Annotated in this window: 18 protein-coding genes; 15 read left to right on the top strand and 3 right to left on the bottom strand. The window is 36.1% G+C overall.

What is annotated here, in order from left to right; genetic code table 11:
* Nucleotides 1-615: 615 nt before the first annotated feature.
* Nucleotides 616-1,227, bottom strand: coding sequence for an NUDIX hydrolase (locus tag ACJAT0_RS00265; protein ID WP_374004318.1), 612 nt, complete (start codon nucleotides 1,225-1,227; stop codon nucleotides 616-618).
* Nucleotides 1,228-1,234: 7 nt separating this feature from the next.
* On the opposite strand from ACJAT0_RS00265, the gene pyrE reads away from it, so the two are divergent.
* Nucleotides 1,235-1,876 carry an orotate phosphoribosyltransferase gene (pyrE, locus tag ACJAT0_RS00260; RefSeq protein ID WP_415180028.1) on the top strand — a complete coding sequence of 214 codons (642 nt, stop codon included), beginning with the start codon at nucleotides 1,235-1,237 and terminating at the stop codon, nucleotides 1,874-1,876.
* 9 nt (nucleotides 1,877-1,885) lie between these two features.
* Nucleotides 1,886-2,272 (top strand): SRPBCC family protein, encoded by a 387-nt coding sequence (locus ACJAT0_RS00255; RefSeq protein WP_374004316.1) that lies wholly within the window; start codon nucleotides 1,886-1,888, stop codon nucleotides 2,270-2,272.
* On the opposite strand, the gene ACJAT0_RS00250 is transcribed toward ACJAT0_RS00255, so the two are convergent.
* Nucleotides 2,269-2,976, bottom strand: coding sequence for a biotin--[acetyl-CoA-carboxylase] ligase (locus tag ACJAT0_RS00250; protein ID WP_415180027.1), 708 nt, complete (start codon nucleotides 2,974-2,976; stop codon nucleotides 2,269-2,271). The two genes, ACJAT0_RS00255 and ACJAT0_RS00250, sit on opposite strands and share 4 nt — an antisense overlap.
* Before the next feature lie 84 nt (nucleotides 2,977-3,060).
* On the opposite strand from ACJAT0_RS00250, the gene rsfS reads away from it, so the two are divergent.
* The 6 genes from rsfS (at nucleotide 3,061) to ACJAT0_RS00220 (ending at nucleotide 7,910) form a co-directional block, all read left to right on the top strand.
* Nucleotides 3,061-3,432 (top strand): ribosome silencing factor, encoded by a 372-nt coding sequence (gene rsfS, locus ACJAT0_RS00245; protein WP_374004314.1) that lies wholly within the window; start codon nucleotides 3,061-3,063, stop codon nucleotides 3,430-3,432.
* Nucleotides 3,433-3,450: 18 nt separating this feature from the next.
* On the top strand, nucleotides 3,451-5,469 hold the full coding sequence (gene ftsH / locus ACJAT0_RS00240) for an ATP-dependent zinc metalloprotease FtsH (RefSeq protein ID WP_415180026.1): 2,019 nt from the start codon (nucleotides 3,451-3,453) through the stop codon (nucleotides 5,467-5,469).
* Nucleotides 5,470-5,533: 64 nt separating this feature from the next.
* Nucleotides 5,534-6,151 (top strand): LUD domain-containing protein, encoded by a 618-nt coding sequence (locus ACJAT0_RS00235; protein ID WP_374004312.1) that lies wholly within the window; start codon nucleotides 5,534-5,536, stop codon nucleotides 6,149-6,151.
* Complete coding sequence (locus ACJAT0_RS00230) at nucleotides 6,152-6,991, top strand: phosphatidate cytidylyltransferase (RefSeq protein ID WP_374004310.1); 840 nt, start codon at nucleotides 6,152-6,154, stop codon at nucleotides 6,989-6,991.
* On the top strand, nucleotides 6,981-7,631 hold the full coding sequence (locus ACJAT0_RS00225) for a phosphatidylserine decarboxylase family protein (RefSeq protein WP_415180025.1): 651 nt from the start codon (nucleotides 6,981-6,983) through the stop codon (nucleotides 7,629-7,631). The genes ACJAT0_RS00230 and ACJAT0_RS00225 overlap by 11 nt, the downstream gene beginning before the upstream one ends.
* Nucleotides 7,632-7,910: an acyl-CoA-binding protein gene (locus ACJAT0_RS00220; RefSeq protein WP_374004308.1), complete on the top strand. Its 279-nt coding sequence runs from the start codon at nucleotides 7,632-7,634 to the stop codon at nucleotides 7,908-7,910.
* A gap of 269 nt (nucleotides 7,911-8,179) precedes the next feature.
* Here ACJAT0_RS00220 and ACJAT0_RS00215 read toward each other — a convergent pair whose 3' ends face one another.
* Nucleotides 8,180-10,810 (bottom strand): valine--tRNA ligase, encoded by a 2,631-nt coding sequence (locus ACJAT0_RS00215; protein ID WP_415180024.1) that lies wholly within the window; start codon nucleotides 10,808-10,810, stop codon nucleotides 8,180-8,182.
* Nucleotides 10,811-10,925: 115 nt separating this feature from the next.
* On the opposite strand from ACJAT0_RS00215, the gene ACJAT0_RS00210 reads away from it, so the two are divergent.
* From ACJAT0_RS00210 to gap, 7 genes are all read left to right on the top strand, one after another.
* The gene (locus tag ACJAT0_RS00210) at nucleotides 10,926-11,327 is read left to right on the top strand and encodes a DUF1573 domain-containing protein (protein ID WP_415180023.1); all 402 of its coding nucleotides are present in this window, start codon (nucleotides 10,926-10,928) and stop codon (nucleotides 11,325-11,327) included.
* Between the two features lie 775 nt (nucleotides 11,328-12,102).
* Complete coding sequence (locus ACJAT0_RS00205) at nucleotides 12,103-13,293, top strand: pyridoxal phosphate-dependent aminotransferase (RefSeq protein ID WP_415180022.1); 1,191 nt, start codon at nucleotides 12,103-12,105, stop codon at nucleotides 13,291-13,293.
* Nucleotides 13,293-14,321: a UDP-N-acetylmuramate dehydrogenase gene (murB, locus tag ACJAT0_RS00200; RefSeq protein ID WP_415180066.1), complete on the top strand. Its 1,029-nt coding sequence runs from the start codon at nucleotides 13,293-13,295 to the stop codon at nucleotides 14,319-14,321. Before ACJAT0_RS00205 ends, murB begins: the two co-directional genes overlap by 1 nt.
* Nucleotides 14,322-14,397: 76 nt before the next feature.
* On the top strand, nucleotides 14,398-14,607 hold the full coding sequence (locus ACJAT0_RS00195; protein WP_374004303.1) for a membrane or secreted protein: 210 nt from the start codon (nucleotides 14,398-14,400) through the stop codon (nucleotides 14,605-14,607).
* Between the two features lie 9 nt (nucleotides 14,608-14,616).
* The gene (locus ACJAT0_RS00190; protein WP_415180021.1) at nucleotides 14,617-15,726 is read left to right on the top strand and encodes a glycosyltransferase; all 1,110 of its coding nucleotides are present in this window, start codon (nucleotides 14,617-14,619) and stop codon (nucleotides 15,724-15,726) included.
* 209 nt (nucleotides 15,727-15,935) lie between these two features.
* Nucleotides 15,936-16,808 carry a lipoyl synthase gene (lipA, locus tag ACJAT0_RS00185; protein ID WP_415180020.1) on the top strand — a complete coding sequence of 291 codons (873 nt, stop codon included), beginning with the start codon at nucleotides 15,936-15,938 and terminating at the stop codon, nucleotides 16,806-16,808.
* Nucleotides 16,809-17,236: 428 nt separating this feature from the next.
* The gene (gene gap, locus ACJAT0_RS00180; protein ID WP_415180019.1) at nucleotides 17,237-18,232 is read left to right on the top strand and encodes a type I glyceraldehyde-3-phosphate dehydrogenase; all 996 of its coding nucleotides are present in this window, start codon (nucleotides 17,237-17,239) and stop codon (nucleotides 18,230-18,232) included.
* Nucleotides 18,233-18,319: the final 87 nt, after the last annotated feature.

Raw genomic sequence — 18,319 nt, 5'->3', positions numbered from 1 at the left:
TCTAACACAAATGGAGATGAAGTTCTCCATCAGAGCATCAATAGATGGATTACAAAAAATTTTATAGAGGTGACTTATAGGCAAAGGAAACCATCAAGGTCGTTATTTGAAATTTTTACAACCCGAAAGGAACGCATTCTATGCAAATAACAAAAACGTGAAGGTTTACAAAATGTAAGCACCATTTTCATTTCTGACCATAAATAGTTACGAGCTGCAAAATAGAGCACAGTCGCAATGTATAAAAGGAAGGCTTTTAAAAATATTTTTGAAACCTGAATTAAAAAAATCTACTCAAGCGATATCAGTCCAGAAGGAAAAAAATTTGATAGTAAACTAATCTTTAATTAAAACCTGCAACATTCTGCAGCAAATCTGATAAATGGAATGCCTCTAAGGGATTTACGAAATCAGTTTATAGAAGGTCTAGGCCATGCGGCATTTCAATTTAATGCTAAGGATTTTAAAACTTATGGTCTGTCCTTTTAATTCTACAGCGATGTATCAAAAAAACTACGCCTTTCATAAAATGTAAACTTAGCTAGAGATTTTGGATTCCTTAATACTATAGTTTTCATAGAAATTAATGGGTCTTAATTATGTCATTATTCGGGCTTACCTCCGATCATCCACTAACATATCTTCTGGAAAAAGCTCTCTTATGTTAGCGTAAGATTCCTTTAGCGCAAGGATCGCCTCCTTTTTGTTGAACCATACCGCTTTGTCAATCCCTTCTTTCTTCTGTGGCTTTAACTTTTTATTAAAGTCTGTTTCCATGATGAACCAGTGTGTCAATTTTAATTTAAGCTTTCCTTTTCTAGAAAAGGTATGGTAAGTATGCCCTAAGTAATTGTTGATTTGAAGATTTCTGACACCTGTTTCTTCCTCCACCTCCCGTATAGAAGTTTGCTCTATGGTCTCGCCGTCTTCAGCTTTTCCTTTGGGCAAATCCCATTTTCCATTGCGGTGTATAAATAAAAAGTCGTTATCTTGATTCAATACCAGTCCACCTGCAGCAATGACTATAGGCAACAATTTATGAAGTCTTTTTAAAAGCTTAGATTCATTTTTTGAATATAAAACCACGTCAGTGATTTCTTTATTTTCAATTTGTTTTACAAGTTCTTCAAAGTTTACCTTTTTAATATTAAAGATATGGTGATCTTTAAAAGAGCTTTTATCAGAGGTAACGATTATGGCCACCTCTTTCACAAAAACTTTATACATTTGCCACATGGTTAGAGATAAGAATATAGCAATAAAAACTGCTGAGTTATTACTGCAAATTAAAGCAATTAAATTACAACCACAAGAACCTTTTACATGGGCAAGTGGATGGAAATCTCCTATTTACTGCGACAACAGAGTAACACTCTCGCATCCAGTGATTAGGAATTTCTTAAAAGAACAGCTCGCAGTTCAAATAGAAGCGCTTTATGGCAAGCCAGATGTCATCGCTGGAGTTGCCACTGGAGCTATAGGAATAGGGATGCTAGTTGCAGACTATTTGAGCCTACCTTTTATCTATGTAAGACCCGAAGCAAAAAAACACGGACGTCAAAATCAGATAGAAGGACATCTAGAAGAAGGACAAACTGTCGTGGTCATTGAAGATCTAATCAGTACAGGTAAAAGCAGCCTCAATGCAGTAGATGCACTCAAAGAATCTGGAGCAGAGGTCAAAGGAATGCTTGCTTTGTTCTCTTATGGCTTTAGTTTTGCAATAGAGAATTTCAAAACACATGATCTCGAATTAACAACATTAAGTGATTATGACCACCTTATAGAACAGGCAAGACAATCCGGACACTTTAAGGTAGAAGAAATAGAATTATTAAAAAGCTGGAGAAAAGATCCTAGCACCTGGAACGTATAATTAATTAACATGAATCTAGAAAGTCCAATAGCCAAAACAAAAAAAAATCCCGAAGACCTCTACAATTTTCTTACTCAAGTAGAAAATTTCAGAACATTGATGCCGGAAGACACTAAGTTTGAACTTAAAGGGGAAAACAAGTTTCTTTTTGGTCTTAAAGGAATGCCAGAAATTGCATTAGAGCTTAAGGATAAAACTCCAAACTCTCAGGTAATATTAAGCTCTACTAGCGATAAACTTTCTTTTGATCTAACTTGTAATATCAGTGAAAAAGAAGATGGATCAGAAGCTCAATTAATATTTAAAGGTGAATTTAATGCAATGATGGCGATGATGATAAAAGGCCCCATCAATAAATTTTTAGACCAACTTATAAAAGGCTTAGAACTGATCTAATACTTCCATTTCAATTCTTTAAGAGAAAAAGCGAGTAATTCATTTTGTACCTGAAGTAAAAGTTTCCCCTCTTTATCCGTCCCTTTTACAACTGCTTCAAAGTCGTTATGTAAAGAGGTAAACCAAGTGAGTTGATTGTACTTAAAAAGGTGTTTATTATAATACTGCGCGACTCTCAACGGGTCGCACAAATTGTTTTTAAGAACTTTTAAAAAGCTACATAACAATTCCTCAAGATTAAAATCCTTTCCTGTAATATTTTTTAAAGAAATGGCCTTGGGTAATCCTTCAAAAATTTCTTGATTTACATTAAGTCCTATTCCCACGACAGAATGGGAAAAAACACTTCCAGAAAAGCTGTTTTCTATTAATATACCGGCAAGTTTGTGTTGGACTGACAGGATGTCGTTAGGCCATTTGATTTTGGCTTGTATTTGTAATTCCTCTTTCAACCACTCGACTATAGAAACGGAAACCACCTTATTAATTTGAAAAGGAGTCATTTCCAATTGTATATCACGTATTAAAACACTAAATGTCAAGTTTTTACCTTTTTCTGAAGCCCAGCTTGCCCCCTGCTGACCTTTACCTTGCGTTTGCTCCATAGAATAGATCGTTGTGAGGTGAGGTAGTGCGCTTTCGCGAAAGCGAAATTTCAACTCATCATTTGTAGATGTAGTGGCATGTAATTTGACTATGTTCAAAATATAAATTTATTCACGAGTTTGTGGGTAATTTAATAAACATCGACTTAAAAAAGAATAAATTTGTAAAACAAAAATGATTTAATGACTAAAGAAAAAGTTTCTACCGACTCACTTATTACGCAAATCGTCGCTGGAATAGAAGACGTAAAGGGAAATAACATCACTATACTCGACCTAAGAGAACTAGAAAACACCGTCACTAGTTATTTTATTATATGTAATGGTTCTTCAAATACTCAAGTAAACGCAATTGTCAATGCAGTTCAAAGAAAGGTAAGTAAAGAACTCAGAGAAAACGCATGGCATATAGAAGGAACAGGTCAAGGAGAATGGGTACTTATGGATTACGTTAATGTAGTTGTTCATGTTTTCCAGAAACAAATTAGAGAATATTACGACCTAGAAGAGCTATGGGGTGATGCAAAATCTACCGTCATAGAAAGTACTTATTAATAAGATCACACACGCACAATGTCAGAAAATTCAAATAAAAATCAAAACAAAAAACGTCCAAACTTAATGCCTGGACAAGGAAAACCTAAATTTAATATTTGGTGGGTTGTAGCTCCCCTAGCGCTATTATTTGTAGGTTATTATCTATTAAATAACTCCTTAAATCAGACTAAAAAGCTCAATTATCTAGCCTTCTTTGAAGCGGTAGAAGATAAAGAAGTGGACAGTATCGTTGTAGTAAGCAACAGAGGAGTTGCACAAGTTTATATGACTAAAGATGCACTGAGCATTGAAAAACACAAAGCTAGCAGAAAAACACCCTCTTTTGGTGGTGTCAAGCTCCCCAACTATACCGTAGAATTTGGAGACCCAAAAGCTTTTGAAGAACAATTAAAAACTGCTATAACTAGCAATAGTCCTCAAACTAAACTGGTGTTTGACAGACAGGATGAAGGATTTATGGACTTACTGCTTTCCATACTGCCGTTTGTTCTCATTATAGGTATCTGGTTGTTTTTAATGAAACGCATGAGTGGAGGCGGCGCTGGCGGAGGTGGCGGTCAAATTTTCAATATTGGAAAATCAAAAGCAAAATTATTTGACGAAAAGACAGATGTAAAAACAACATTCAAGGATGTGGCTGGACTAGAAGGAGCAAAAGAAGAAGTACAAGAAATTGTAGACTTCCTTAAAAATCCTGAAAAATACACTTCATTAGGAGGGAAAATTCCAAAAGGTGCTTTACTAGTAGGCTCCCCAGGAACGGGTAAAACCCTACTTGCAAAAGCAGTTGCTGGTGAAGCAAAAGTGCCTTTCTTTTCATTAAGTGGTTCAGATTTTGTTGAAATGTTTGTAGGAGTAGGTGCGAGCCGTGTACGTGATTTATTCAAACAAGCTAAAGAAAAATCTCCTGCAATCATATTCATTGATGAAATTGATGCTATAGGACGTGCCCGTGGAAAATCAAATATGTCTGGTTCTAACGATGAGAGAGAAAACACATTGAACCAGCTTCTTACAGAAATGGACGGATTTGGGACGAATACAAACGTCATCGTTTTAGCGGCAACAAACCGTGCAGATATACTTGATAAAGCATTGATGCGTGCGGGACGATTTGATAGACAAATATATGTGGATCTGCCAGATGTTAGAGAACGTGAAGAGATCTTTGAGGTACATTTAAGACCTCTTAAAAAGATGGAGAATGAGTTAGACACAGCCTTTCTTGCAAAACAAACTCCTGGATTTTCTGGAGCCGATATCGCTAATGTTTGTAATGAAGCTGCGCTTATTGCAGCGAGAAATGGAAAAAAAGCTGTTGGTAAACAAGACTTTTTAGATGCAGTGGATCGCATTGTAGGTGGCTTAGAGAAGAAAAATAAATTGATCACACCTTCAGAAAAGAAAACAATTGCTTACCATGAGGCGGGACACGCTACGGTGAGCTGGATGACGGAACACGCTGCACCTTTAATCAAGGTGACCATCGTACCTAGAGGCCAGTCGTTAGGCGCGGCCTGGTATTTACCAGAAGAAAGACAAATTGTACGTCCAGAACAAATGCTGGATGAAATGTGCGCTACTATGGGTGGTCGTGCGGCAGAAAAGGTTATTTTCAATAAAATTTCTACTGGTGCCTTAAGCGATCTTGAAAAGGTGACTAAACAAGCACGTGCTATGGTAACCATATATGGGCTGAATGAAAAAGTGGGAAACATAACTTACTACGACTCTAGCGGCCAGCAAGAATATTCCATGACAAAACCTTATAGCGAGAAGACTGCGGTAATTATAGATGAGGAAATTTCTAAAATTATTGAAGAACAATATCATCGTGCGATAAAGATCCTTTCTGAAAATAAAGATAAGCTTACACAGTTAGCTGATATTCTTTTAGAAAAAGAAGTGATTTTCAAGGACGATCTAGAAAGAATTTTCGGAAAAAGGACTTTCGTTAAGGAAGAAGCTGTTTCTTTAAAATCATCCACTAGACCTATTTTAAACGGCTCTAAACCTACTGATGAAGAAGAATAACTTGCCAACAATGATATAAGTAACTATCTTTACAAACACCCTAATAAAATGCTGTTAAAAGGCAATGAGCATATTTAAAAATTTCTTTAAGAAATCATCTGATACTGACCTAATTGCAGGTACAGGGAACGAACGATCTAAATATATGCCTGATGAAAAGCCGCCCCTTGACGAGGAGTTTATTCATAATTTTCAGCATCAAGGTGGAAGATTTTTATATGCAATTGATGAAAAGGAAATTCAACAGCATTTTGAAGATATTCTGGTAGAACACGATTATTTTGAAAAAGATATATTGTGTTATGACGAAGGACTTTCCAAACGTTTTGATGATTTTAACTTAAACTATACTTCGTCTAATTTAAAGGCAGATTTCTTCTTATCGACATGCGAATTTATCATTGCAAATAACGGAGCTTTACTTTTCTCCTCTAGACAAGTTAAGGAAACTAAACCTTCAGAATTACCTGAAACATATGTCATTTTGGCGAGCACTAGTCAAATAGTGGAATCTATAGGTGAAGGATTAAGAGGTATTAAACATCAAAGTAAAGGACATATTCCTACTAATATAACGACTCTTAAGAATTTTAAAGAAGCAACTGCTAAACAAGAAAAAGATCTTATGCATTACGGAGCTCCTCATAAAAGACTTTATCTATTACTACTTGAAGATCTTTAAATGAGAGAATTAATAACTCGTTCCATATCTGGAATTGTTTATGTATCTCTAGTAGTATTAAGCGCACTTTTTTCAAGAGATGTTTTTATAGTTTTATTTTGTGTATTTGCTTTTATTTGTCTTCTTGAGTTAATGCCCATGATAAGATTAAAGCAATGGCTTATCTATCCCATCTTACCTATTGCTTACTATTTTATAGTTTGGAAAAGTGTATCAGTGGAGTTTATATATGTATTGTTAATTGCCACTTTATTAGTGAACGTCTATTTGATAAGAGACTTAGTGCTTGCTAACCGCATCGCATTATTCAATACTAAAAAACACATCATAGCCTTGTTATACCTTATAGGCAGCAGTCTATTCTTAGCCCTCATCCCAGATGTTTTCTTACAGATGGACCTCGTTACACCCAACTATCAACCAGAACTACTTATTGGTATCTTTGCGATTATATGGACCAATGACAGTTTTGCTTATATTTTTGGGAAAAATTTTGGAAAGCATAAATTGATGAAGCGCATCTCGCCCAAAAAAACTATTGAAGGTTTTGCGGGAGGATTAGTAATGTCAATTGCCGTTGGGGCAGGCCTTTTCTATTATCTGGAATCCATAGACATCATTAACTATAGTGTGTGGGAATGGATGATTGTAGCATTTGTTGTTGCTTTTTTTGGTACGATAGGAGATTTAATTCAAAGTAAAATAAAACGACAAGCAGAAGTTAAGGACAGCGGCAGTATCATGCCAGGTCATGGTGGTATTTTTGATCGCATGGACAGTATTATTTTTGCTGCTCCATTTGCCTACGTAACTTTTTTAATTATCAATTATGTTTCATAAAGAAGGAAAACAATCCATTTTAATTGCATTTATACTCACTGTTGTATTGATGAGCGCTATCTGGTTGGTCTTGATACCAGAATGGCTACAAATCAGTTTATCTATAATTAGCATAGGGCTTTTGTTCATTATTTTACAGTTCTTTAGAAACCCTAAGAGAATTACAAATCAAAGTGACTCTTCCATTGTTTCTCCTGTTGATGGGAAAGTGGTGGTCATTGAAAAGGTTACAGATACTGAGTATTTTAACGGAGAACGATTAATGATTTCTGTCTTTATGTCTCCTATCAATGTGCATGTTACTAGATATCCCATTTCTGGTAAGATTACTTACAGTAAATATCATCCAGGTAAATACCTAGTTGCATGGCATCCAAAGTCTAGTGAAGAAAACGAACGTACAACTGTTGTGATCAATCATAAAAATGAAAAACAAGTAATGTATCGACAGATTGCCGGTGCACTTGCAAGGCGTATTATGAACTACGCTAAAGAAAGTGAAGTAATTATGCAAGGAAATGACAGCGGTTTTATTAAATTTGGAAGCCGTGTAGACGTTTATCTTCCCGTCGACACTAATGTTTGTGTAACACTGAATGAAAAGGTAAAAGGAGGGGAAACCGTACTTGCCACTTTCTAGATGACAGAAAAAGAACTTGATATTGATTTTAAGAATGCTTTTGCAAAAGCGTCCTCCGAAGAACAATCTTTGGTTGCACCAGACTTGCAGCTTCATTTATATGCCTGCTACAAACGTGCTATAGACGAACCCTATGTGAGCAATAGCAGCTTTGAATCAAATGATTTAAGAAATGCTTTTAAGATGAATGCCCTTATTCAAGTACAGTCCATCACTAAATCTGAAGCAAAACGGAAATACATATCTATAATTGAGAAATTATACCCTAGGCCTTGGTAAATTCGGAACGAGTTAGTTAATATCTCAATCTTTTTTTGTGAGAATATATATAGCTAGAGCTGCCAAACATAGAACAGCAGCGCCTAAGACAACTACAATAGTTACAAATGGATTCATAATTTATTCTTTTTTAGCTATACTTAATTTTAAATTCAACCCAATACTTAGATTTTATGGTACACTCTCCGGAAAAATGAGTCTTACCAACCAAAGGATAACAATTAAAATAGCGACCTTACTTTAAGAGTTCTTCCATAATTGCTTCTAATTTATTTTAGTGCCTTTACACTTGCCTCGATTGTAACAATTTTTGCAATTGCATCAGCTTCTTTTTTCTTTTCAATAGCTACTACTGTTTCTGGAGCACTACTTACAAAACGTTCATTACTTAATTTCTTCTGCACACCTATTAGAAAACCTTTAGCTCTTTTAAGCTCTGCATCTAGTTTAACCAATTCTGCCGCTACGTCTACATTTCCTTCTAAAGGTATAAAGTATTCATTAGATCTTACCCGATAACTAGCTGCTCCTGCCATTTGATCCAGAATAACTTCAACACTAGAAACATTCCCCATTTTTTGAATCAACGGATTATAGCTGGTATCCAAATTTTCATTATTAATTGTTTTTAGTTCGATCTGGTTTTTAAAAGCTATTTGCTTGTCTTTTCGCACCGTCCTTATTCCAGAAATCACCTCTTGCACCAATACAAAATCTGATAACAGCTCTTCATCTACAGCGCCACATTCTGGCCATGTATTGATGCATAATGCTTCTTTTACTCTGCGATTTGCGATTGTTTGCCATATTTCTTCCGTGATAAAAGGGGTGAATGGATGCATCAACCTTAGGTTATCTTCAAAAAGCTCCATAACCTCCGCTAGTGTTTGAGCATCTATGGGATGCTGATATTCAGGCTTGATGATTTCTAGCAACCATCCACAAAAATCGTCATAGATCAGTTTATAAGATGTCATCAGCACATCGCTTATCCTATATTTACTATAGTGATCTTCAATTTCTGCAAGTACTTGATTAAAACGACTTCTATACCAAGCTATTCCTTGAGCAGAATGTTGAGGTTGTTCTAGCGACTTATCCACTTCCCAGCCTTTAGTCAGTCTAAAGGCATTCCACATTTTATTTACAAAGCCTTTACCTTGCTGACATAGGTCTTCATCAAACATGATATCATTACCTGCAGCAGCACTTAAAAGCAATCCTACACGTACTCCATCAGCTCCATATCGTTCTAGCAATTTCAAAGCATCTGGAGAATTCCCTAAAGATTTTGACATTTTACGACCTTGCTTATCTCTTACCAGTCCTGTTAAATAAACTTTATCAAAAGGCTTTTCATCACGCAATTCAAATCCCGCGACAATCATACGCGCCACCCAAAAGAACAAAATATCCGGCCCAGTAACTAGATCACGAGTAGGATAATAGTAATTGATTTCCTCATTTTCTGGTTCCAAAACTCCATTAAAAACACTTATCGGCCATAACCAACTAGAAAACCAAGTATCTAGAACATCGCTTTCTTGACGCAGATCTTTTGATTGTAAATTGTCGTTATTAGTTTGCTTTCGCGAAAGCGTAACAGCCTCTTCCAGACTATTTGCTACAACAAAATCATCTTTCCCATCTCCATAGTAGTAAGCAGGAATGCGCTGTCCCCACATTAATTGTCGAGAAATATTCCAGTCGCGCACATTTTCCATCCAATGGAAATACGTGCTCTTAAATTTAGGCGGTAACAACTCAACGATATCTTCCTTAACGGCTTTGATCGCTGGTTGTGCTAGTTCTTCCATTTTCAAAAACCACTGGTCAGAAAGTCTGGGCTCAATAACTGCTTTTGTACGCTCACTCGTTCCTACTTTATGCACGTAGTCTTCCTTTTTTACCAAGCTGCCTTTTTCTTCTAGTTCCCTAGCGATTTCCTTACGTACTACAAAACGATCTTTACCTTGATAATGCAATCCGAAGCTATTCAATGTAGCATCTTCATTAAAGATATCGATTACCTCAAGGTTATGTGTCTCTCCTATTTTCTTATCATTCTCATCATGGGCAGGAGTGATTTTCAAGGCTCCTGTACCGAATTCCATGTCTACATAAGCATCTGCAATTACAGGGATTTCCCGATTTACAATAGGCACCACTACTGTTTTACCTATTAGGTCCGTATAACGTTTATCTTCAGGATGAACACAAATAGCAGTGTCTCCAAGAATAGTTTCTGGACGTGTTGTTGCGATACTTATAAAATCTTCAGTTCCCTTAATTTGATATTTTAAATGGTATAGAATTCCCTTGCGCTCTTCATAAATAACCTCTTCATCACTAAGTGTGGTCTTTGCTTCTGGATCCCAATTCACCATGCGGTAACCGCGATAAATTAATCCTTTATTATAAAGATCAATAAAGACTTTAATAACAGAAGCAGACATGTCTTCATCAAGAGTAAACTTAGTACGAGACCAGTCGCAACTAGCACCTAATTTCTTCAATTGTTCGAGAATAACACCTCCGTATTCATCTGTCCAGTCCCAAGCGTGTTTTAAAAACTCTTCACGAGTCAGATCGTTTTTATCAATGCCTTGATCTTTCAATTTAGCTACAACTTTAGCTTCCGTTGCTATGGAGGCATGATCGGTCCCAGGAACCCAACAAGCATTGTATCCTTTTAAACGCGCGCGACGTATTAATACATCTTGTATGGTGTTGTTTAACATGTGACCCATATGTAACACTCCGGTTACGTTAGGTGGTGGGATTACAATCGTATAACTTTCTCTTTCATCTGGTACAGACCTGAAAAAATCATTCTCCATCCAGTAGTTGTACCACTTATCTTCGGTAGTTTTAGAATCGTATTTTGATGATAAGGACATGTTTGGCTTAGTTTTTGAATTTCTAATACAAAAGTACTATTAACTTAAAAATTACACAGCATTAACAGTGATTTTAAGCACGATAGTTTACTTTTAATAATCTAAACAAATGATGATGAAAAATTTACTGCTTATTATCTTGTTTACTGGACTCTTTTTTACCGGTGCGCAAGCTCAGGAGGCTATTGGTAATGATCCTACTACGACAGTAGAGTTTGAATCTACCACCATGGATTACGGTAAAATAGAAAAAGGGAGTAATGGCATTAGAACATTTACATTTAAAAACACAGGAAATTACCCATTAAAGATCTATAAAATCTATTCTTCCTGTAATTGTAACATTCATTCAAAACCAGAAGCACCTATCGCTCCAGGGGCAATTGGAGAAATTAAAGTAACGTATGACACTAAGAAAGTAGGTCCTATTGTAAAAACCATCACCGTCTATGCAAATATTGCTAAAAAGATGATTCCTCTCCGATTGAAAGGTGAAATCTTACCCAACAACTATTAATTTATATGTAGCATACCCAAGGGGTATTAATAATTTAAACCTTAAATCCTTGATCAACTCTTTTCAATTTGATCTTTAATTTCTCAAAGGGGTCCGTATAAAACAGCTCACTGCATTTACTCCTTGTGCGCTGTTTTTTTTCGTATTTATTTATATACGCCTTAATAACCTACTTCAATGCTAGCATTATCGATAGAAGAACCAACAAGCACTTCGTATAAAATATGTTCAGCATGTATGGATAAGTAGGCCTTTAGACACTACATACCGTTACCGTACTGCTAAATGAACTTGAACATCAAGCTTAGGTGGCATGTCTATCTCTGTCTCTACGAGAAAAAGCACTTCAGTAGTGTTATTTTAAATATACTTACCTATTTGAATTTCATTACCTTACTTATGCTACACCTTAATTAATTGTTTTTTATCATAACCATTTACTTAACTATATCTACCTCCTATAATACGCAATCAATCCACGCCTTTGAAGCTAAAAATAATTGTCTTTGTAACAACAGTGGCCAGAATAAAATTAAGATCTAAGTCAGTAACTTTAACTGGCACTATGATCAAATTTGAGAGCAGTTCAAATGAAATTTTTTCCTCCACAACATCAGAATCTGACACAAAACCTTCCTGTGCTTTAAGACACGACATACTGCACAACAACGATTCACAAAACGTCCAGTATTTCATACCTATCAACTATAAGGTTTTGTAAAAGTATTTTGCACATGCTCCATCAAGACTTACCTTTGCATTTCAAAATTTTATCATGCCACAAATTTCTGAAAAAGGGCTTCAAATGCCTTCCTCACCTGTTAGAAAATTAGTTCCCTTTGCAGAAGCTGCCAAAGCACGCGGAATCCATATATATCAATTGAACATAGGTCAACCAGATATAAAAACTCCAGAGCAGGCAATAAATGCGGTGAAAAACACCGACATGGAGGTTCTATCCTATAGTCATAGTGCGGGTAATCAGTCTTATAGGGATAAACTTGCCGTCTATTACAACAAAATCAATATGAACCTCACTTCTGAAGATATCATTGTTTCTACTGGTGGCAGTGAAGCACTACTTTTTGCTATGGGAAGTATCTGTGACTATGGTGATGAGGTGATTATTCCTGAGCCTTTCTACGCAAATTATAACGGTTTTGCGACGGCCAGTGGTGTTACTGTAAAACCTATTTCTACCAGCATAGAAAACAACTTTGCCTTACCTGCAATTAGCGAATTCGAAAAGCTAATTACCGATCGAACAAAAGCCATACTGATATGTAACCCCGGCAATCCAACTGGTTATTTATACACTCAGGATGAGATGGACCAGTTAACTGCTCTTGTAAAGAAGCACGATTTATTTTTATTATCTGATGAAGTGTATAGAGAGTTTGCTTACGATGGTCGCAAACACTTATCTATCATGAATATAGCTGGTCTTGAAGAGCACGCCATAATGATAGACTCTGTTTCCAAGCGCTACAGCATGTGTGGTGCCCGCATTGGATGTCTTATCTCTAAAAACAAAGAAGTCCTTGCCACCGCTATGAAATTTGCACAAGCTAGACTAAGTCCGCCTACTTTTGCCCAAATTGCAGCAGAGGCTGCATTGGACACTCCGCAAGAATATTTTGATGAAGTAATAAGTGAGTATATAGAACGTCGCGACGTTCTTATTGCAGCTCTTAAAAAGATAAAAGGTGTTGAAGTCGCAAATCCTGGAGGCGCATTTTATTGTGTCGCTCAACTGCCTGTAGACGACACTGACATTTTTGCCCAGTGGATGTTAGAAAATTTTGAGCTTGACAGAGAAACGATCATGGTGGCGCCAGCAGCAGGATTTTACAGCACACCTGGAAAAGGTAAAAACCAAATTAGAATTGCTTATGTTCTTGAAAAAGAATCCCTTAAAAAGGCCGTTCGTATTTTAGATGAAGCATTGAAAGCCTATAATGCATGATTGAAATAAAACATCATTTTTCTTTAAAGGAGCACAATACTTTTGGTATAGCTGCTTTAGCGAAAGCATATACAGCACCTTCCTCGTTACAACAGTTAAAAGAAGCATTGGGCTATTATTATAATCAAGATGTTTTTCTCTTAGGTGGAGGAAGTAATATGTTGCTTTTAAACGATATTGAAAAACCAGTAATTCATGTTCTATTAAAGGGAATAACTATTACAGAAACCAAAGGTGATCTGGTATTGATTCAAGTCATGGCTGGGGAGGACTGGCATGAATTTGTTCTTTATTGTATGGACAATAACCTTGCTGGTGTAGAAAATCTATCTCTAATACCAGGAAACGTAGGGACGTCACCTATTCAAAATATAGGCGCTTACGGAGTAGAACTTAAAGACACTTTTTATAGCTGCGACGTAATCGATCTTAAAACACTTGAAGAAAAGACACTTTCTCTAGCCGATTGTGAATTTGGATATCGAGATTCTATTTTTAAAAATGAAGCTTTAGGTAAGTACGTTATTACCTCAGTCACTTTTAAGCTCCAAAACCTGAATAAAAATAATGACTATCAATTCAAAACTAGTTATGGAGCGATAAAGGAGGAATTGCATCGACTACAAGGTGATTTTACCATTCAAAAAATATCACAAGCGGTTATTCACATACGAGAAAGCAAATTGCCAGATCCTAAAAAAATAGGAAATAGCGGTAGTTTCTTCAAAAATCCCGTGATTGAAAGGACTCAATATGAAAATCTTATAAAAACACACCCAGACATGCCTTTTTATAAAGTGGATGAAGGTCATGTGAAAATACCTGCGGGATGGTTGATTGATCAATCCGGTTTTAAAGGAAAGCGCTTTGGTGATGCTGGTGTCCATGATAAACAGGCGCTCGTTTTAGTAAATTATGGCAGTGCCACTGGTAAAGAAATATTAGAAGTAGCTCAACATGTTCAAAAAGCAGTGTACCATCGTTATGGAATTAGAATAGATACGGAGGTCAATTTGATTGATGAATAGATACAGTGCCATACGACTGTACTAATTTTATATATTCTAAACACAGACAAGGTTTCTCAAGCCTTATATTTACATTATGGAATTAAAACTCATATTCATATCTTTTGTATTGCTAGGAATTGCCTTTGCGGGAATCGCTATTAAAATTTGGGGTAAAAAGGATGGTAAATTTGCTGGAACTTGTGCCAGTCAGAACCCGTATCTCAATAAAAATGGTGATGCGTGCGGTATGTGCGGGAAGTTACCTGAAGAGCAAGATTGTAAAAACGATCCAGTAAAAGCCTAATTATTCTTTATGGAAGTAGGTGTATTCTTTTTTATCTTGATAGGCTTTGCCGCTATCAACATCGCTTATTATATATTTCTATCAAAAGTTGGTTTTTCCCAAATCGACGAGCCACTAGGCGATTCTCATAAAGCAGTTTCTGTTATTATTTGTTCAAAAAACGAGCAAGAAAATTTAAAAATTTTAATCCCTAAACTTTTAAAACAGAACCATTCTAACTTTGAATTGATCCTCATTAATGATGCTAGTCATGACGACACAAGATACGTTATCGAGGAATTTATGACTCAAGATAAGCGGATAAAAATGGTTCATGTAGTGAATAATGAAAATTTCTGGGGAAACAAAAAATATGCACTTACTTTAGGAATTAAAAAAGCAGTAAACGACTCTTTGATTTTTATAGATGCCGATTGTGTCCCCAACAGTAATGAATGGTTAGCGATAATGACAAGGCATCTTACTATAGAAAAAAGTATTGTTTTAGGATATGGGGGATATCAAAATGTAAAAAAGTCTCTTCTCAATGCACTGATTAGATTTGAAACTGGGTTTACGGCAATTCAATATTTTAGCTATGCAATGCGCGGCAATCCGTACATGGGTGTCGGTCGCAACCTGGCATATACCGCAACTCAATTTTATAAAGTGGGCGGTTTTATAAGCCACATGAAAGTATTAGGTGGCGATGATGATTTATTTGTGAACCAAGTGGCTACTTATGAAAACACTGCGGTATCTTTAAACGAGGCTTCCTTCACATACAGCATGCCCAAAACAAGTTGGCCCGCATGGTGGAACCAGAAAAAGCGACATGTCAACACTGCAAATCATTATAAAAAATCACATAAGTTGTTACTTGGTTTTTTCTATTTAACCCAAATAGGATTTTTAATCTCTTCCGTTTTGGCATTGGTTTTTGACAACAATTGGATGATCCTATCAGTGATTATTATTTTGAGATACCTGGTTTTTTGGATAGTCGTAGGTAAAGGTTTAGCTCGTTTTCGCGAAAGCGATATTATCATTATTATTCCTTTTCTAGAGATTCTATTAGTAGGAACACAGTTTGCACTTTTTATTGAAAATATACTACACCCACCAAAACAATGGAAATAAGGTGGCTTTAATTTAAGATTCAGCAATAATAATCAGTGCCTTTTTTTGGTATGCTTCATTATCTATAATACAGCAAGTACCACTCCTCTGTCATTTATTTACCTAGAGCTACCAAAAAATATAATTCTTCCTCATACAACTTCCCAAATTTAACTTAACAGCGTTAGTAATCGTTGTTCATACGACTACAAATTCACTAACTTTGTATTATGGAATCAGTAACAACTTCAGTAGCACCACCTCAGAAAAAACCAAAATGGTTGCGTGTTAAACTACCCGTAGGTAAAAAATATAAAGAGCTCAGGGCGACAGTAGAAAAGTATGATCTTCATACTATTTGTACTTCAGGCAGCTGTCCTAATATGGGTGAGTGCTGGACAGAAGGAACAGCTACTTTTATGATTTTGGGAAACACTTGTACACGTTCTTGCGGTTTTTGCGGTGTGAAAACTGGACGTCCAGATACAGTGGATTGGGCAGAACCTGAAAAAGTAGCGCGTAGTATCAAATTAATGGGAATAAAACATGGTGTGATTACCAGTGTGGATCGCGACGACTTAAAAGACATGGGTTCTATCATATGGAAAGAAACCGTTGCAGCTATCAGGCGTATGAATCCAGAAACTACCTTAGAAACACTAATACCAGATTTTCAAGGAAATACTAGAAACATAGACCGTATTATTGAGGCAAACCCAGAAGTAGTTTCCCATAATATGGAAACGGTACGCCGTCTTACTCGTGAGGTACGCATTCAAGCTAAATATGACATCAGTTTAGAAGTACTTAGATACTTAAAACAACAAGGTATTAAACGTACTAAATCTGGTATCATGCTCGGATTAGGAGAGCTAGAAGAGGAAGTGATAGAGACCATGAAAGATTTACGTGCCAATAACGTGGACATTGTGACTATAGGCCAATACCTACAACCGTCTAAAAAGCACTTGCCTGTAAAAGAATTCATCACTCCTGAACAATTCAAGAAATATGAAACTATAGGTCTAGAAATGGGCTTTAGACATGTGGAAAGTGGTGCTCTTGTAAGAAGTTCTTATAAGGCGCATAAGCACCTATTGTAATATACATGAAGTTTTTAATTAGGACGTCTGTGATCCATTCATTAGATTTGGTCATTGCATGTATTGTCTTTTAATCATTAACGCTACGTTTGATAATTAGTTACGGCTTATAGAGATTACTGCAATCTGTGTAAGCTGTATTTTATTTATAGCTTACAAATCGATTGAAAATAATAAGACTTTGAAATCATAAATGTTTTTCGCTTCGATCATTTAATATTAGACTCATCGCTTTAAACACAGTTTTTGTGCTGTTTTTGAGCTGAGCACTATCTCATTCTAAAGAGCCTAATTTTAGTTTGTACATATTTTAGTTTTACGCTACTATGATTTTTTATTAGAATTGCAAAAGTCACAACATGAAGAAACGATGATGCTTTTCAATCAAAACTTAAAATGTTTTATACTTTGACGCACACTTATACAATATGATAAAAGTAGCTATCAACGGATTCGGCCGTATAGGTCGTACTTTTTTAAGAACGGTTTATAATGACCCAAGGATTGAGGTGGTTGCCATAAATGATTTAGCGGCAAACGAAGTCATGTCGCATCTTTTTAAATACGATTCTATTCATGGCATCCTAAATGCTGTCGTTACCTTTGATGAACATTCGATAATTGTAAATGAACATCATATCACCTTTACACATCACCGTAATTTGGAAGATTTGCAATGGGAGAATGTAGATATAGTTATAGAATCTACAGGAAAATATAAAACTAAGATTGACTTACAGAAGCATCTCAATGCTGGGGCAAAAAAAGTCATATTAAGCGCACCACCTATTGAAGAGGATATAAAGACTGTAGTGATAGGAGTGAACGAACATATTCTCACTAATGAAGATATTATTTTCTCTAATGCCAGTTGCACGACAAATAACGCCGCACCCCTTATTAAAGTGATAAAAGAGCTTTGTGGTATAGAACAGGCTTATATAACAACAATTCACAGTTACACAACAGATCAAAGCCTACATGATCAGCCTCATAAAGACTTGCGTAGAGCTCGCGCTGCTGGTCAGTCTATAGTACCTACGACCACAGGAGCCGCAAAAGCGTTAACTAGAATATTCCCAGACTTGAGTAATGTAATCGGTGGATGTGGAATTAGGGTTCCCGTACCTAACGGAAGTCTGACAGACTTAACCATAAATGTTAAAAGAGACGTAAGCGTTCAAGAAGTGAATGATGCTTTTTACCATTTTGCAAAATCAAATCCAGCAACGTTCTCCTATACCGATATACCACTGGTGTCCATAGATATATCAGGAAGTCCTTACTCTTGTATTTATGACTCAAAAATGACAAGTGTCATAGGCAGAATGGTCAAAATCATCGGTTGGTACGACAACGAAAGTGGGTATTCTCACAGATTAAGAGACTTGGTCGTTTACGCCGAGTCGTTAAATAAAAACTAAATTATACCCTACAAACATCGACTAACGACTTATTTAGAGCGAATGTTACCCCTAAAAAGACTATTACAACTTACAAAAGATATATTT

This window comes from Nonlabens sp., assembly GCF_047636915.1.
Classification (GTDB): domain Bacteria; phylum Bacteroidota; class Bacteroidia; order Flavobacteriales; family Flavobacteriaceae; genus Nonlabens.
Note: the sequence above shows the minus strand (reverse complement) of the source record. Positions and strands in the feature narration are given on the sequence as shown.

What these genes read in the sequence shown, in the direction of transcription:
- lipA (WP_415180020.1), top strand. Translation starts at nt 15,936, where the DNA reads ATGGAATCAGTAACAACTTCAGTAGCACCACCTCAGAAAAAACCAAAA.
- ACJAT0_RS00225 (WP_415180025.1), top strand. Translation starts at nt 6,981, where the DNA reads ATGTTTCATAAAGAAGGAAAACAATCCATTTTAATTGCATTTATACTC.
- ACJAT0_RS00210 (WP_415180023.1), top strand. Translation starts at nt 10,926, where the DNA reads ATGAAAAATTTACTGCTTATTATCTTGTTTACTGGACTCTTTTTTACC.
- ACJAT0_RS00190 (WP_415180021.1), top strand. Translation starts at nt 14,617, where the DNA reads ATGGAAGTAGGTGTATTCTTTTTTATCTTGATAGGCTTTGCCGCTATC.
- ACJAT0_RS00195 (WP_374004303.1), top strand. Translation starts at nt 14,398, where the DNA reads ATGGAATTAAAACTCATATTCATATCTTTTGTATTGCTAGGAATTGCC.
- gap (WP_415180019.1), top strand. Translation starts at nt 17,237, where the DNA reads ATGATAAAAGTAGCTATCAACGGATTCGGCCGTATAGGTCGTACTTTT.
- ACJAT0_RS00265 (WP_374004318.1), bottom strand. Translation starts at nt 1,227, where the DNA reads ATGTATAAAGTTTTTGTGAAAGAGGTGGCCATAATCGTTACCTCTGAT.
- ACJAT0_RS00235 (WP_374004312.1), top strand. Translation starts at nt 5,534, where the DNA reads ATGAGCATATTTAAAAATTTCTTTAAGAAATCATCTGATACTGACCTA.
- ACJAT0_RS00205 (WP_415180022.1), top strand. Translation starts at nt 12,103, where the DNA reads ATGCCACAAATTTCTGAAAAAGGGCTTCAAATGCCTTCCTCACCTGTT.
- ACJAT0_RS00230 (WP_374004310.1), top strand. Translation starts at nt 6,152, where the DNA reads ATGAGAGAATTAATAACTCGTTCCATATCTGGAATTGTTTATGTATCT.
- ACJAT0_RS00255 (WP_374004316.1), top strand. Translation starts at nt 1,886, where the DNA reads ATGAATCTAGAAAGTCCAATAGCCAAAACAAAAAAAAATCCCGAAGAC.
- ACJAT0_RS00220 (WP_374004308.1), top strand. Translation starts at nt 7,632, where the DNA reads ATGACAGAAAAAGAACTTGATATTGATTTTAAGAATGCTTTTGCAAAA.
- ftsH (WP_415180026.1), top strand. Translation starts at nt 3,451, where the DNA reads ATGTCAGAAAATTCAAATAAAAATCAAAACAAAAAACGTCCAAACTTA.
- pyrE (WP_415180028.1), top strand. Translation starts at nt 1,235, where the DNA reads ATGGTTAGAGATAAGAATATAGCAATAAAAACTGCTGAGTTATTACTG.
- rsfS (WP_374004314.1), top strand. Translation starts at nt 3,061, where the DNA reads ATGACTAAAGAAAAAGTTTCTACCGACTCACTTATTACGCAAATCGTC.
- ACJAT0_RS00215 (WP_415180024.1), bottom strand. Translation starts at nt 10,810, where the DNA reads ATGTCCTTATCATCAAAATACGATTCTAAAACTACCGAAGATAAGTGG.